This window comes from Paucibacter sp. DJ2R-2 (genome assembly GCF_025717675.1).
Lineage (GTDB): Bacteria > Pseudomonadota > Gammaproteobacteria > Burkholderiales > Burkholderiaceae_C > Paucibacter_A.
The window spans coordinates 108190-122981 of sequence record NZ_JAJIRT010000010.1 but is presented as its reverse complement, the minus strand read 5'-3'; the positions used below and the strand labels follow the sequence as shown (position 1 = coordinate 122981).

Annotated in this window: 13 protein-coding genes; 3 read left to right on the top strand and 10 right to left on the bottom strand. The window is 67.3% G+C overall.

The genetic code is table 11. The features are described from left to right. Positions 1-2 precede the first annotated feature (2 nt). Both LNV28_RS20340 and LNV28_RS20335 read right to left on the bottom strand, forming a co-directional pair. The gene (locus LNV28_RS20340) at positions 3-1067 is read right to left on the bottom strand and encodes an alpha-ketoacid dehydrogenase subunit beta (RefSeq protein WP_263520502.1); all 1065 of its coding nucleotides are present in this window, start codon (positions 1065-1067) and stop codon (positions 3-5) included. Between the two features lie 20 nt (positions 1068-1087). Further along, on the bottom strand, positions 1088-2419 hold the full coding sequence (locus LNV28_RS20335) for a thiamine pyrophosphate-dependent enzyme (RefSeq protein ID WP_263520414.1): 1332 nt from the start codon (positions 2417-2419) through the stop codon (positions 1088-1090). Positions 2420-2685: 266 nt separating this feature from the next. On the opposite strand from LNV28_RS20335, the gene LNV28_RS20330 reads away from it, so the two are divergent. Both LNV28_RS20330 and LNV28_RS20325 read left to right on the top strand, forming a co-directional pair. Continuing rightward, entirely contained in the window at positions 2686-4668 is a 1983-nt protein-coding gene (locus tag LNV28_RS20330) for a bifunctional 2',3'-cyclic-nucleotide 2'-phosphodiesterase/3'-nucleotidase (RefSeq protein WP_263520413.1), read from the top strand. A 210-nt stretch (positions 4669-4878) separates the two neighbouring features. Beyond that, a complete protein-coding gene (locus LNV28_RS20325) occupies positions 4879-6888 on the top strand; it encodes a sensor histidine kinase (RefSeq protein WP_263520412.1) in 2010 nt (669 codons plus the stop codon). Positions 6889-6897: 9 nt separating this feature from the next. On the opposite strand, the gene LNV28_RS20320 is transcribed toward LNV28_RS20325, so the two are convergent. The 4 genes from LNV28_RS20320 to coaBC all read right to left on the bottom strand — a co-directional run bounded on the left by LNV28_RS20320 (position 6898) and on the right by coaBC (position 10239). Continuing rightward, a complete protein-coding gene (locus LNV28_RS20320; RefSeq protein WP_263520411.1) occupies positions 6898-7191 on the bottom strand; it encodes a flagellar basal body rod protein in 294 nt (97 codons plus the stop codon). 193 nt (positions 7192-7384) lie between these two features. After that, the gene (locus tag LNV28_RS20315; protein ID WP_263520410.1) at positions 7385-8326 is read right to left on the bottom strand and encodes a sensor domain-containing diguanylate cyclase; all 942 of its coding nucleotides are present in this window, start codon (positions 8324-8326) and stop codon (positions 7385-7387) included. A gap of 203 nt (positions 8327-8529) precedes the next feature. Continuing rightward, positions 8530-8988 carry a dUTP diphosphatase gene (gene dut / locus LNV28_RS20310; RefSeq protein ID WP_263520409.1) on the bottom strand — a complete coding sequence of 153 codons (459 nt, stop codon included), beginning with the start codon at positions 8986-8988 and terminating at the stop codon, positions 8530-8532. Positions 8989-9018: 30 nt separating this feature from the next. Next, entirely contained in the window at positions 9019-10239 is a 1221-nt protein-coding gene (gene coaBC / locus LNV28_RS20305) for a bifunctional phosphopantothenoylcysteine decarboxylase/phosphopantothenate--cysteine ligase CoaBC (RefSeq protein ID WP_263569037.1), read from the bottom strand. Between the two features lie 61 nt (positions 10240-10300). On the opposite strand from coaBC, the gene LNV28_RS20300 reads away from it, so the two are divergent. After that, positions 10301-11077 carry a YoaK family protein gene (locus tag LNV28_RS20300; RefSeq protein ID WP_263520407.1) on the top strand — a complete coding sequence of 259 codons (777 nt, stop codon included), beginning with the start codon at positions 10301-10303 and terminating at the stop codon, positions 11075-11077. On the opposite strand, the gene trmB is transcribed toward LNV28_RS20300, so the two are convergent. The 4 genes from trmB to LNV28_RS20280 are packed head-to-tail and all read right to left on the bottom strand — an operon-like array spanning position 11022 to position 14772. After that, positions 11022-11762 (bottom strand): tRNA (guanosine(46)-N7)-methyltransferase TrmB, encoded by a 741-nt coding sequence (trmB, locus tag LNV28_RS20295; RefSeq protein ID WP_411970002.1) that lies wholly within the window; start codon positions 11760-11762, stop codon positions 11022-11024. The genes LNV28_RS20300 and trmB overlap by 56 nt on opposite strands. 55 nt (positions 11763-11817) lie before the next feature. Beyond that, complete coding sequence (gene deoA / locus LNV28_RS20290) at positions 11818-13134, bottom strand: thymidine phosphorylase (RefSeq protein WP_263520406.1); 1317 nt, start codon at positions 13132-13134, stop codon at positions 11818-11820. An 11-nt stretch (positions 13135-13145) separates the two neighbouring features. Further along, complete coding sequence (gene deoC, locus LNV28_RS20285; protein ID WP_263520405.1) at positions 13146-13916, bottom strand: deoxyribose-phosphate aldolase; 771 nt, start codon at positions 13914-13916, stop codon at positions 13146-13148. A 10-nt stretch (positions 13917-13926) separates the two neighbouring features. After that, the gene (locus tag LNV28_RS20280) at positions 13927-14772 is read right to left on the bottom strand and encodes a purine-nucleoside phosphorylase (protein ID WP_263520404.1); all 846 of its coding nucleotides are present in this window, start codon (positions 14770-14772) and stop codon (positions 13927-13929) included. Between the last annotated feature and the right edge of the window lie 20 nt (positions 14773-14792).

Sequence of the window (14792 nt, the reverse complement as noted above, 5' to 3'; positions counted from 1 at the left end):
CTTCATTTCTCCATGGCGCGCTGCAGGGCCGCAGCGACGCGGGCCGGGCCCGGAAAGTAATCCCATTCCTGGGCATGCGGATACGGCGTGTCCCAGCCGCTGACGCGCTCCACCGGCACCTCGAGGTGGTAGAAGCAATGCTCTTGCACCAGGGCCACCAGCTCGGCGCCAAAGCCGCTGGTGCGTGTGGCCTCATGCAGCACCACGCAGCGGCCGGTCTTCTTGACCGAGGCGATGATGGTGTCCAGATCCAGCGGCCAGATGCAGCGCAGGTCGATGATCTCGGCATCGATGCCGGTCTCGCGCGCTGCCGCTTCGGCTACCCAGACCATGGTGCCGTAGGTCAGCACCGTGATGTCGGCTCCGGGGCGGAACACCGCGGCCTGGTCCAGCGGCAGGCTGTAATGACCCTGCGGCACCAGGCCCAGCGGGTGGGCCGACCAGGGGGTCGAGGGCCGGTCGTGATGGCCATCGAAGGGGCCGTTGTAAAGGCGCTTGGGCTCCAGAAAAATAACGGGGTCGTCGCACTCGATGGCGGCGATCAGCAAGCCTTTGGCGTCATACGGGTTAGACGGCATCACCGTGCGCAGGCCGCAGACATGGGTGAACAGCGCCTCCGGGCTTTGGCTGTGGGTCTGGCCGCCGTAGATGCCGCCGCCGCAGGGCATGCGGATGGTCAGGGGCGCGGTGAAGTCACCGGCCGAGCGGTAGCGCAGGCGCGCCGCTTCCGAGACGATCTGGTCCGAGGCCGGGTAGAAGTAGTCGGCGAACTGGATCTCGGCCACCGGGCGCAGGCCATACGCCCCCATGCCCACGGCCACGCCGACGATGCCGCCTTCAGAGATCGGCGCATCAAAAACACGCTGCTTGCCGTACTTGGCCTGCAGGCCGTCGGTGCAGCGGAACACGCCGCCGAAATAGCCCACGTCCTGGCCGAAGATGACCACATCGGGGTCGCGCTCCAGCATCACGTCCATGGCCGAACGCAGGGCCTGGATCATGGTCATGGGCAGGCGGGCTGGGCTGGCCTCGCTGGCTTCGGCCGCCAGCGCCAGCTGCGCTTCCATCTGTGCTTCCGGTTTGCCGCTCATGGCCGACCTCCGTAGTGGCGCGCCTGCGCCAGTTGATCTTTCAAATGCGCGGGCATGTCTTTGTAGACATCGGTGAACATGGACTCGATGCTGGGGATGTGGCCATCGGCCAAGGTGCCGAATCGTTCGGCTTCCTTCTGCGCCGCGATGACCTCGGCTTCCAGCTCTTTCTGCAAGGCCTCATGCTGTGCCTCGCTCCAGAGGCCGCGGTCGATCAGATGGCGCTTCAGGCGCGCGATCGGGTCGCCCAGGGGGAAGCGCTGCCATTCATCGGCGGGGCGGTATTTGCTCGGGTCGTCCGAGGTCGAGTGCGGGCCGGCGCGGTAGGTGACCCATTCGATCAAGGTCGGACCCAGATTGCGCCGCGCGCGTTCGGCTGCCCATTGAGAAACTGCGTAGACCGCCAGGAAATCATTGCCGTCCACCCGCAGCGAGGCGATGCCGCAACCACTGCCACGCGCCGCAAAGGTCGTGCCCTCGCCGCCGGCAATCGCCTGGAAGGTCGAGATCGCCCACTGGTTGTTGACCACGTTCAGGATCACCGGCGCGCGGTAGACATGGGCAAAAGTCAGCGCGGTGTGGAAATCGGACTCGGCGGTGGCGCCATCGCCGATCCAGCCCGAGGCGATCTTGGTGTCGCCCTTGATGGCCGAGGCCATGCCCCAACCCACGGCCTGGATGAACTGCGTGGCCAGATTGCCACTGATGGTGAAGAAGCCGGCCTTCTTGATCGAGTACATCACCGGCAGCTGCCGGCCTTTGAGCGGGTCGCGCTCGTTGGACAAGAGCTGGCAGATCAGCTCCACCAAAGGCACATCGTCGCGCCCCAGAAGCAGGCTTTGCTGGCGGTAGGTGGGGAAGCACATATCGCCATCGCGCAGCGCCATCGCATGGGCACTGCCGATGGCCTCTTCGCCTAGGCTTTGCATGTAGAAGCTGAGCTTTTTCTGGCGCTGGGCGATCAGCATGCGGCCGTCAAACACACGGGTCTTGACCATGGTGCGCAAGCCGCGCAGCAATTGCTCGGGGCTCAGCTCGGGCGCCCAGGGGCCACGGGCCACGCCGTCTTCATCGAGCACGCGGATCAGGCTGTAGGCCAGGTCCGCCGTGTCCACCGCCGCCACATCGAGCTCGGGCTTGCGCACGGCGCCGGCAAGCGAAAGGTGGAGGTAGGAAAAATCGGTGTGACAACCGGGGCGGCCGGTCGGTTCGGGAACGTGCAGACGCAGGCCCTCGTAGCTTGGCTCGGTCGGGGTGGCTGGCGCGCGATCGGCGTCAGACGCGGGCGGCAGCGGATCCAGCTGGCCCGGCGGGGGGATAGGACTCATACGGCACTCCTGCGCGGATCACGCGCCAAGGCTTTGTTGTCGACAGGGTCGGGAGCTCGACCAGTGCCAAGGGTGGCGGCACCGGTCGGGTTCCTCTCAAGAGCCGCACCGTTCAGGCAGCAGCTCCGGGCTCCAGCGTAGCGGATTGCCGGCTCGGCCCTGGGCAGTAAACCCTAGAACTAACCCTGGAACGCGGTCCGGAGGGGCTAGCATGCGCCCTGCCCCATCCCCTTGCCCTATTGCCCTGCAGCACCACACTCCAGCCCATGCGCCGCATCACCTCCGTCGTCCTGCATTCCGTCTTCGCCCTCGGTCTCGTCTGGAGTGGCCCACTGCAAGCCACGCCAGCCACGCTCAAGCTGCGATTGCTGCAGACCAGCGATCTGCACATGAATCTGCTGAACTACGACTACTACCAGGACCGTGAAACCGAAGACTACGGCCTGGCCAAGACCATTCCGCTGATCCAGCGCGCCCGCGAAGAGGCTCCGAACAATCTGCTGTTTGACAACGGCGATCTGCTGCAGGGCAGCCCGCTTGGTGACCAGGTCGCACGCATTCAGCCTTTGCGTGCGGGCGAGACCCACCCCGCCTACAAGGTGTTGAACCTGCTGCGCGTGGACGCCGCCAATGTCGGCAACCACGAGTTCAACTACGGTCTGCCTTTTTTGCGCCAGGCCCTGGCCGGCGCCAGTTTCCCCTACGTCAGTGCCAACGTCATGGAGCGCGGCGCACAAGGCCAAGCACGCCACGCTTTCACCCCCTATGTGCTGCTGAAGCGCCAATTCAAGGACGAAGCCGGCCGTATGCAGACGCTGAAGATCGGCGTGATCGGCTTTGTGCCGCCGCAGATCATGCAATGGGACCGCCGCCATCTGCAGGGTCAGGTCGAGGCGCGCGACATCGTCGAGACCGCCCGCACCCTGGTGCCCCGAATGCGGGCGCAAGGCGCCGATCTGGTCGTGGCCTTGGCCCACTCGGGTTTCGAGAAGACGGAGCAAGGCCGACTGGCCGAGAACACCGTGGCCGAGCTGGCCCGCGTTCCCGGCATCGACGCCCTGCTTTTCGGCCATGCCCATGCCGAGTTCCCCAGCGCACAGTTCGCCGGCTACCCCGGTGTGGACTTGGTGCAGGGCCGCATCCATGGCGTGCCGGCCGCCATGCCCGGCCGCTGGGGCGACCACCTGGCCGTGGTGGACCTGACTCTGCAACGTCAGGGCCGACGCTGGGTGCTCAGCCAGAGCCACGCCGAGCTGCGCCCCATCTTCGACCGCGCCAGCCGTCGTGCCCTGGTGGCGGCCGACCCCATGGTCGCCCATGTGATCGCGCGTGAGCATGGCGACACCCTGAAGGCGATGCGGGCCCCGGTGGCGCACAGCGAGCTCGCCATCCACAGCTACTTCTCTCAAGTGCAGCCCAGCCTCGCCGTGGAGCTGGTGGCCCGAGCCCAGCTGGCCTATCTGGAGCGTGCGGTCCAGGGCACGGCGTTTGAAGGCCTGCCGCTGGTGTCCGCAGCCGCGCCCTTCAAGGCCGGCGGCCGCCAAGGATGGAGCTTCTACACCGACATCCCAGCCGGCCCCCTGGCCGCCAAGCATGTGGCCGACCTCTACCTCTACCCCAACCAGATCAAGGTGCTCAAGCTCAGCGGCGCCGAGTTGCGCGAATGGTTGGAGATGTCGGCCGGCCAGTTCCGCCGGATCGATCCCGAAGGCCCGGCCGAACAAGAACTGCTGGACGATGACTTCCGCGCCTACAACTTCGACAGTCTGTACGCCGCGCCCCTGGCCGACGGTCAGCCCGGTCTGAGCTATGCGATCAACGTCAACCAGCCGGCCCGCTACAGCGCCGAAGGGCAACTGCTGCAAGCCCAAGCCCGGCGCATCGAGGACCTGCGCTACCACGGCAGGCCGCTCGATGCCCAAGCGCAGTTCCTGGTCATCACAAACCATTACCGTGCCCATGGTGGCGGCGGCTTTCCGGGTTTGAACGCCAGCAAGGTCGTGATCGACGCCCCCGATGAAAACCGCGAGGCCGTGGCCGCCTATCTGGCCAAGCTGGGGCGGGTCGAGGCCCTGCCAGCCGGCACCGCGCCCCTGCCGTCCTGGCGCGTGCTCCCGGTGCCCGGCGTGGCGCTGAAGTTCCGCAGTGGCCAGGGCGGTGTGGCCCAGCTGCCCTACGGTTCGGGCGCCGCGATCGAGCTGATCAGCCGCGAGACCGACGGCTCGGCTTGGTACCGCTTGAAGCCTTGATGCCGTGATGCACACGGGCATGCGCCCGCACGGATGCGGGGCTGACAAAGGCCGAGTGCCGGCATCACAATCAAGCCGTCGCGGAGCCGCTTCGGGCTGAAGCGGCCGGCACCCACACCGGAGCTTGCGCACGTGCACCCTCAGTCAAGACCTGCCCCCCTGCCTGTACCGTCGGACCCGACCGGCAAAGATGACGCCAAGGCCCAAGTCGTGCGAACCCAGCTGCTGCAGGCCCAGCAGTGGATGAGCCAGATGGATCTCGCGCACGCTGCGCCCTTGCTGGAGCAGCTGCAAGGCCGCTTGAACAACACCGCCGACCGTCTGCTGGCCCAAGCCTTGCAATTGGGCTTGCGCCTGCAAGCAGACGCGAGCCAAGGCGATGTCGCGCAGTTGCAAACGGCCTATGAGCTGAGCCAGCAGGCGGCCGCTCTGGTGGACGACCCCATCGTCGAAGCGCTGGCCCTGCTCACCCTGGCCGAGCTGCAGACCCGGCTGCGCCTGCACCATGCGGCCCTGTCCAGCCTGGAGCGGGCTCAACAGCTCTGCCAGGGCGCGCAGGCCCTGGCTTTGTCCGAGCAGTTGCTGGCCATGCGCGGCCGCATACTGGCTCAGGCAGGCTTGTACGAAGACCTGCTGCAGGCCAGCGAAGCCTTGTTGGCTCGGCGCGAGCAGTTGCAGCCGGGCACCGTGCACCGCATCCTCAATTACTGCGCCACGGCCTGCTTTTACCTCGCGGATGAGCAGCTGGCACCACCTGGCCACCCGCTCTGGCTGCGCTGCCACAGTCTTCACACCGATGCATTGCAACTGGCAGAGAGTACGGGTCTGCAGGAAGACGCCATGCTCTCACTGCTCAATCTGGCCTACATCGATGTGCTCGCAGGCAGTACGACATCCTGCCGGCAATATCTGACACGGCTGGAGGGTTCGAGCGAGAACAGCGTCTGGCGCCAGATCGCCGGCGCCAGCCACGCCATGCGCCTGACCCAGGTTTTGCTGGACTGGCGCGAGCACGCCGACACCGCGCACTGGCAGCCGGTGCTAGCCCTGGAGCAGGAGCTTGCGGCAGCCGGCGACAAGATGCGTTTTGTGCACGAGTACCTGCTGCGCGCCATCGTTCGCTTCGGCGAGGCGGCCGGTGACAGCGCTGCCGCCCTGCGCAGCAGCCAGCGCCTGCTGAGCTTTCAGCGCCAACGCCTTCAGGCCGTGACGTCCACCCTGTCGCGCGCCGTGGACGATGTCTTCCTGCTGCAACGCGTGCGCCTGGAAAACGAGCAACTGGCCCGCCATGGCGGCCAGCTGGAGCAGTCGCTGGCGGCCCGCAATGCCGAGCTGCAACAGACCCTGAGCCGCCTGCAGGCCGAAGCCAGCATCCGGCGCGCGGCCGAAGCTGCCCTGCAGCAGGCCAATGAGGAGCTGGAAGCGCGGGTATTGGCCCGCACGGCCTCCTTGGAGCAAGCCCTGCGCACCGTCATGCAACAGGAAAAGCAGCTGGCCCTGGGCCGCATGGTGGTCGGCATGGCGCATGAGCTGAACACGCCGCTGGGCAATGCGCGCATGGGCGCCTCGGTGATCCGGGACCGGGCCGTGGAGCTGGAGCAGTGGCTGCAGAACGGACCGCTGCGCCGCCAGGCCCTGAGCGAAACCGCCAGCTCGCTGCAGCAGTGTTCTTCCCTGGTCGACCGCTCGCTGGAGAGTGCCAGCCTCCTGATCCAGCGCCTGAAAGCCTTGTCGCGCGACAGCGAGCAGGAAATGGCCCAGGACTTTGATGTCAGCGCCTTGCTGCGCCGCTTGATCGATCACTACCAAGGGCGCTGCAGTGCGGCGGGCATCGTCATCAAGGCCCAAATGCCCGCCCAGCTGGCCATGTTCGGACCGATGCAATCGCTGCACAACGTGGTGCAAGAGCTGCTGGACAACGCCATCCACCATGGGCTCAAGGCTTGTACGGACGGTCAGCTCGACATCGAACTGCAGGCAGGGGACGCAGAGGACGGCAGCCTGCGCCTGTCGATTCAGGACAATGGCTGCGGTATCCCGTCTGAAGCGCTACCGCGGGTTTTTGACCCCTTCTTCAGCGGCCGGCTGGGCAGCGAAGGCGCCGGCTTGGGCCTGAGCGTGGTGCGGACGGTGGTGGAGGAGCTGATGCTGGGTCAAATCCACATCGAAAGCACAGCCGGGCAAGGCACCCGGGTCACACTGCGCCTGCCCTTGCGCTGAGGGCCGGCCTCAGGCGTGAATGTCCAGCATGGTGCCGCTGGCACGCAGCTGGGTCTGCAGGACGCGCAGATTGGCCACGAAGGCGTAGGTCGCAGACTTCTGGGTGGCGAGGTCTGCTTCCGCGGACTGGCCGGCGGCCGGCACCTGACGCAGCTGAGCGCTGCTTTGATCCGACTGCTGGGCCTGCAGCTGCTGGCGCCGGAAATCGGCCGCGCCATTGCTGACCGTGTTCTGCGCCGAGGCACGCAGGCGCTCGTTGGCGGCAGAAATGCCGGACAGGGCGGTGGACAGACCGATGGACATGGCGACGACACTCCGAAACTGCTGGTGTTGGCCAGGATTGTCCCGAGTGAATCGGCCGCTGCGCGCCGAACTTTAGAAAAGAATGCGTTTTTCCGGCTATTTCCTCACGCCAGGCTCGGCGGCTTGAAACGCTGGGCACAAAAAAGCCCGCCGGCATGAGCGGCGGGCTGTGTTTCGGAGCGGCGGTCTGAGCTCAGCCGGCCAATTCCTCGAAAGCGCCGGCCGAAATGAAGACCCGCACGCTGTCGCCCCCGGAAGCCTTGGCCTCGGTGCAGGCCAGAGCGGCAGCGCCCAGCACGGCATCGACCGACTCCAGCGAGGTCTGCAACTGCACCACGCCCAAGCAGGCCTTGACGCGGGTGCGGTGCAGGCCCCAGCGCAGGCGGTAAGCGGCGATGCCGGAGCGCATCTTCTCGGCCACGATCTCGGCGTAGTGCTGGTCGCAATTCGGCAGCAGCACGGCGAAATGATCGTCTTCCAGGCGGGCGACCAGGTCGGAGGCGCGCACCTTGGTGATCAGCAACTGACCCAGGCCGTAGAGGAAATGGTCCCCCACCTCGGCGCCCATGCCGGCCACGATTTCACCGAATTTGTCGACATCGATCCACAAGACCGAGACCGGCTCGTGGCGACGGCTGCCCACATGCTCGGCCAGGCGGCGTTCGAACTCGCGGCGGTTGGCCAGCTCGGTCAAGACATCGTGCTTGGCCGTCCAGGTCGGCTGCATGCGCTGCTGGCGCGCAACGGTGACGTCGTCGACGATCCAGAGCGCTTCGCCGCCCGGCTGGTCCCAATGAACTGGCGTGGCCTGCAACCGGCCCCAGAAGCGGCTGCCATCGCGGCGCACGAACTCGACCTCGTCATCAAGCGGCTTGCCACTAACAAAAGCCGCGTGGCTGCGCTCGAGCAGGGATTGATGGGACGGGTCGGACACCTGCACGCTGCGGGTGCTTTGGCCACCCAGATCGGTGTCGTCGCCGTGACCAAAGAGGTGATTGAACTGTTCGCTGACCACCTCGAACTGAGCGTTCTTGACGAAGCCCACCGCCATCGGTGCGCGCACCATCAGCGCGCGCATGCGCGCTGCGATCACATCGCCGGCGCCTTCAGCTGCGGCTTGCGGCTGTGTTGCCATCTGCATCTCCTTTGTGTCGGCTGTCCCACCGATGTTTCAACTATCGCAGGTGTAAGGCTTTTCAGCCATCCGCAAAGCGCCGAACAGGGCAGAGAAGCCGCTTCATTTGATGCAGGGCCAAGAATCAGCAGGAAAGGCATCCAGCCAGCCCGGGCCGGCCGCTGTGGCTTGGCGCCGACAGTGCGGGCGCCGACGGCCTCGGTTCAGTGTTTGCCGGTCGAGCCGAAACCGCCCTCGCCCCGGCTGCTGGCGTCGCCAAACTCCTCGACGCGGCGGAAGGCCGCCTGCACCACGGGCACCAAGACCAGCTGAGCAATGCGCTCGAAAGGCTGGATCACAAATTCACTCTGACCCCGGTTCCAGCAGCTGACCATCAGTTGGCCCTGATAGTCGGAGTCGATCAGGCCGACCAGATTGCCGAGCACGATGCCATGTTTGTGGCCCAAGCCCGAGCGCGGCAGGATGACGGCGGCCAGGCCGGGGTCGCCAATGTGGATGGCCAAGCCGGTGGGAATCAGGGTGGTCTGACCCGGCGCCAGAGTGATGGGCGCATCGAGGCAGGCGCGCAGGTCCAGGCCGGCACTGCCGGGCGTGGCATAGCTGGGCACCTGCTCGGCCATGCGGGCGTCCAGAACTTTGAGATCGACGGTGGTGGTGGTCATGGGAATCGGAAGAGAAAACGAAGAAGGCGGTCAGGCGCGGCGGGCAATCTCGGCCACCAGCTGACGGGCCAGGCTGAGCTTGTCGGCGCGGGGCAACTCGCGCTCGCCCTCGGCATCGATCAAGAGCAAAGCGTTGTCATCGCGGCCGAAGGTGGCCGGGCCGATATTGCCGACGACGAGCTCCACCTTTTTGCGCAGCAGCTTGTCGCGGCCGTGGCGGGCCAGATCCTGGCTCTCCGCCGCAAAGCCCACACACAGGCGCGGGCGCTGCCCGGCCGGCAGGGCCGCGACCGACGCCAGGATGTCGGGGTTTTCGGTCATCTCGAAAGCCGGCGGGCGATTTCCCTGGCTCGGGTCTTTCTTGATCTTGTGCGCGCTGGCCGCCAGCGGCCGCCAATCGGCCACGGCCGCGGTGGCGACGAAGAGCTCATGCTCCGCCGCCAAGGGCAGCACGGCGTCGAACATCTGCTGCGCGCTTTGCACATCGATGCGGCGCACATGGCGCGGCGTGGGCAGGTGCACCGGGCCGGCCACCAGGGTCACCTCGGCGCCAGCCTCGGCGGCAGCACGTGCGATCGCAAAACCCATCTTGCCGCTGGAGAGATTGGTGATGCCGCGCACCGGGTCCAGGGCTTCGAAGGTGGGGCCGGCGGTGATCAAGAGCTTGCGGCCCGCCAAAAGCTTGGGCTGGAAGAACGCGATCAGCTCGTCCAGCAACTCGGCCGCTTCCAGCATGCGGCCATCGCCGGTTTCGCCGCAGGCCTGCTCGCCATTGCCGGGGCCGAGCACGATGCCGCCGTCGGCGCGCAGCTGGGCGACATTGCGCTGCGTGGCCGGATGGGCCCACATCTCGCGGTTCATGGCCGGCGCCACCAGCAGCGGGCAGCGATCGCTGGGCCGCGCCAGGGCCGTGAGGCTCAGCAAATCATCGGCCCGGCCTTGCACCAGTTTGGCGATGCAGTCGGCGCTGGCCGGGGCGACGAGCATCAGATCGGCCTCACGGCTCAGATTGATGTGGGCCATATTGTTGGGCTCGCGCGCGTCCCATTGGCTGGTGGCCACCGTGCGGCCCGACAGGGCCTGCATGGTGACGGCGGTGATGAAGTGCTCGGCCGCCTCGCTCATCAGCACCTGCACCGTGGCACCGGCTTTGCTCAGGAGCCGGGTCAGCTCGGCGCTCTTGTAGCAGGCGATGCCGCCGGACAGGGCCAGCAAGATGTGGCGGCCGGCCAGAGATGTGGATTCAGACATGGGCGGCACTCTAGCAGCTGTGCCGCAGGCTGCGGCCTGCCAGCCCTTATGCTCAGGGCCTATGCCCGTGGACTATCTCGCTCAGCTGACCGCGCCGGAACGCAGCGCGCGCAGCAATCTGCACCTGGGCGCCGGCCTGGCCTTTGTGGCCGGTGCGCTCAATGCCGGCGGTTTTCTGGCCGTGGGCCAGTACACCTCGCACATGACCGGCCTGGTCTCGGCCAGCACCGACCACATCGCCCTGGGCCAGTTCGGCCTGGCCTTCAGCGCCCTGCTGGCGGTGGCGGCTTTTGTGATGGGCGCGGCCTGCACGGCGCTGCTGGTCAACTACGGCCTGCGCCACCGGCCGCGCTGGGCCTACGTGCCCACGCTCTTGCTGGAGGCGGCATTGCTGCTGATCTTCGGCCTGATCGGCAGCCAATTGCTGCCGCACCAGATCCTGCGCGTCTCACTGACCGCCGTGCTGCTGTGCTTTGTGATGGGCTTGCAGAACGCCCTGATCACCAAGATCTCGCATGCCGAGATCCGCACCACCCATGTCACCGGCCTGCTGACCGATCTAGGGCTCGAGCTGGGCCGATTGCTCTACTGGAACCGTTTGCCAGCGAGTGCGCAACAACCCCTCGTGATGGCCAACCGACAGCGCCTGCGCATCCACCTGAGCTTGGTGCTGGCCTTTTTTGTCGGTGGCTTGATCGGCGCCTTGGGCTTCAAGCACGCCGGCTTCATTGCCACCCTGCCCTTGGCCCTGGGCCTGGTGCTGCTGGCCGGGGCCAGCCTGCTCAGGCCAGCGGGCGGCGGCGGAACACCAGATCCCAAACTCCGTGGCCCAGCTTGAGGCCGCGGTTTTCGAACTTGGTCAGCGGGCGATAACTGGGGGTTTCAGCGTAGCCGGCGGCGGTGTTTTCCAGCAAGGGCTCAGCGCCCAGGACTTCCAGCATCTGCTGGGCATAGGGCTCCCAGTCGGTGGCGCAGTGCAGATAGCCGCCGGGGCGGATGTGCTTGACGAGCCTGGCCACGAACTCGGGCTGGATCAGTCGGCGCTTGTTGTGGCGTTTCTTGTGCCAGGGGTCGGGGAAGTAGATGTGCACGCCGGCCAGCGAGGCCGGGGCGATCATCTGCTCCAGCACCTCAACGGCGTCGTGCTGGAAGATGCGGATATTGCCGAGCTGCTTTTCCTCGATGTGCTTGAGCAGCGCGCCGACGCCGGGCTCATGGACTTCGCAGCCGATGAAGTCATGGTCGGCCAAGGTCTGGGCGATCTTGGCCGTGGCGTCGCCCATGCCGAAACCGATCTCGAACACCACCGGTGCTTCTCGGCCGAACACGGCCGCGGTGTCCAGGCGCTGGCCCGCCTGGAAGGGCAGCACGAACTTGGGGCCCAGCTCGGCCAGGGCCTTGACCTGGCCCGAGCCCATGCGGCCAGCGCGCACCACAAAGCTCTTGATGCCGCGGCGGGGCGAGCCGCCATCCGGGCTGTCGGGCGTGGCGGGAGCGGGCGTGGCGTCGTCGATATCAGGCATGGCAGGGGTACAGCAGTGGTCAGGTGGATGCAGGTGGATCCACGGGGCGTGAAGTCTAGCCGACACGGGCCTGGATCAGGTCTGCGGGGCCCCATGGCGCCTCAGGCGAGCTGAAGCGGCAGGCCGCCAGCACGGCGGCCGCGGCGTGCTCGGCTGAAGGAGCGTCGGCCGCATGGACCGTCGCGAAAGGTTGGCCGGCCTCGAGCACGGTGCCCAGTGGCAAGACCGCCGAGAGACCGACACGCACATCGATGCGGTCGCCCGCTTGGCGCCGACCGCCTCCCAGTTCGACCACGGCCAGACCGATCTCGCGCGTCTGCATTGCGCTCAAGCGGCCCGCGCTTGGCGCACAGACCGGGCGCTGCACCGGCGCGGCGGCCAGGTATTGCTCGGGCCGCTCCAGCAGATCGGCTGGACCACCCTGGGCCGCCACCATTTGTGCAAACTTTTCGGCCGCGGAGCCGCTGTCCAGGGCCGCTTGCAGCTTGGCTTCCGCATCCGCAGCGTTGGCCGCCAAGCCACCCAGCCGCAGCATCTCGCCGGCCAGGGCCAGGGTCAGGGCATGCAGGCGCGGTTCACGCAGCTCGCCACGCAGATAGCGCAGCGCTTCCAGCAACTCAAGGCTGTTGCCCACGGTCTGGCCCAGCACCTCGTTCATGTCGGTGATCAGGGCCCGGGTCGGCAGACCGGCACCGGCGGCCACGCCGACGATGCTGTGGGCCAACTCCTGGGCCATCCAGGGCGAGTCGGCAAAGGCGCCGTTGCCGCACTTCACATCCATGACCAGGCCTTGCAGGCCGGCGGCCAGCTTCTTGGACAGGATGCTGGCGGTGATCAGGGGCACGCTCTCCACCGTGGCGCTGATGTCGCGCACGGCATAGAAGCGACCATCGGCCGGGGCCAGGTCGGCCGTCTGGCCGATGATGGCGCAGCCGACCTCGCGCACGATGCGCTCAAAGCGCGCGGCCTCGGGCGTGGCGCAAAAGCCGGGGATGGCCTCCAGCTTGTCCAGCGTGCCCCCCGTGTGGCCGAGGCCGCGGCCCGAGATCATGGGCACGAAGCCGCCACAGGCCGCCACCAAAGGCGCCAGCATCAGGCTGATCTTGTCGCCCACGCCGCCACTGGAATGCTTGTCCAGCACCGGGCCGGGCAGATCCCGCCAGTGCATCTGGCGGCCCGAGTCCCGCATGGCCCGGGTCAGGGCCACGCACTCGGCCCGGCTCATGCCGCGCCAGAGGATGGCCATGGCCAGGGCCGCGATCTGGCCCTCGCTCCAGCCACCATCGACCAGGCCGCGCACCAGGCTCTGGATCTGCGCGTCGGACAGCGCCGCGCCATCGCGCTTGGCGCGAATGATCTCCTGAGCCCGCACGGCCGCCGCGCTCAGTAGCTGGCGGTGCTGGCGGGCGCGGCCGTGCTGGACAGCACGGCTTCGATATCGCCCAGCAGGCCGCTGGCGCCAAAGCGCAGGCGGCGCGGGTTCAACGCTGCGGCGCCGAGCTTGTCGGCCGCCAACTCCAGATAAACCTGGGCGTCAGGCACCGTGCGGATACCGCCCGAGGCCTTGAAGCCGGCCGAGACCAGGCCGCTGCCGGCGATCTCGCTGAGGATGTGGCGGGCGGCCAGCGGGGTTGCCGAGACCGCGGTCTTGCCGGTGCTGGTCTTGACGAAATCGGCGCCGGCCATCAAGGCCAGGCGGGCCGCATCCGCGATCAGCTCGGGGGTCTTCAGCTCACCGCTCTCGATGATGACCTTGAGCGTCAGCGGCCGGCTGGCATGGCGCACCTCGGCCAGGAACTCGGCGCACTCGCTGCGCTGACCGGCCATCAGGGCGCGATACGGCAGGACCACATCGACTTCATCACCGCCGGCCGTGGCAATCGCCTGCACATCGGCCAGGGCTCGGGCCAGATCGAGGGCGCCGTCCGGGAAGTTGGCCACGGCCGCGACCTTGATCTCGGCCGGCAAGGCCGCGCGCGCTTGCGCCACGAAACGCGGCCATACGCAGACGGCCGCTACCGGGCCGAAGGGCGTCTGGGCACGCCGGCACAGGGCGGCGATGTCCTCGGCCGTGTCGGCGTCGTTGAGGCTGGTCAGGTCCAGGCATTGCAGCGCCAGGCGCGCTGCGTTTTCTTTCAGTTCCAAAGAAGCCATGGAAGAACGCTCAGTCTTTCAGCGAGGCCAGATCGGCCATGCCGGCCACCACGGCACCCAGGTACTGGGCGGCACGCTCGCCGGACTGCTGGGCCTGCTGCAGGGTCAGTGCATGAGTCAGGGCTTCATCGGACAAGCCGGATGCCATATTGGTCATCAGGGCCAGGCCCATGACGCGCAGGCCGGCGTGGCGGGCCAGGATGGTTTCCGGCACGGTGCTCATGCCCACGGCGTCGGCGCCCCAAGCCGCAAACATGCGGATCTCTGCCGGGGTTTCGAACTGAGGGCCCAGGGCCCAGCAATAGACGCCCTCGCCCAGTGCCAGGTTCTGGGCCGCGGCCACGCCCTTGGCATGCTGACGCAGCTCCAGGTCGTAGGCGGTGCTCATGTCGACAAAGCGCTCGCTGCCGGGCTCGCCGACCAGGGGCGAGCGCTGCGGTGCGTTGATGTGATCGCTGATCAGCATCAGGCTGCCGGCCGGCATATGGCTGCGGATGGAACCCGAGGCATTGGTCTGCAGCAGCACCTTGACGCCCCAGGCCTTGAGGCTGCGCAGGGCGCCGGCCATGCCGGTGCAATCGCCACTCTCGTAGGTGTGGGCGCGGCCACGCAGCATCACCACGGCCTGCGCGCCGATGGTGCCGACCACGATCTCATTGACATGGCCTTCCACCTTGGGCTGCGGGAAAGCCGGCAGCTCGGTGTAGGCCAGGTGCTTGGCGTTCTGCACCAGGCTGACCGCGCCGGCCCAGCCCGAGCCCAGCACCACGGCCACGGCCGGCGCCGCGCCGAACAGGGTCTTGAGCTTCTCGGCGGTCTGGGCGATGGCGGGATTGAGGGTCTTGTGGTCGATCATGTTGAGGTTCCTCCTGGAAA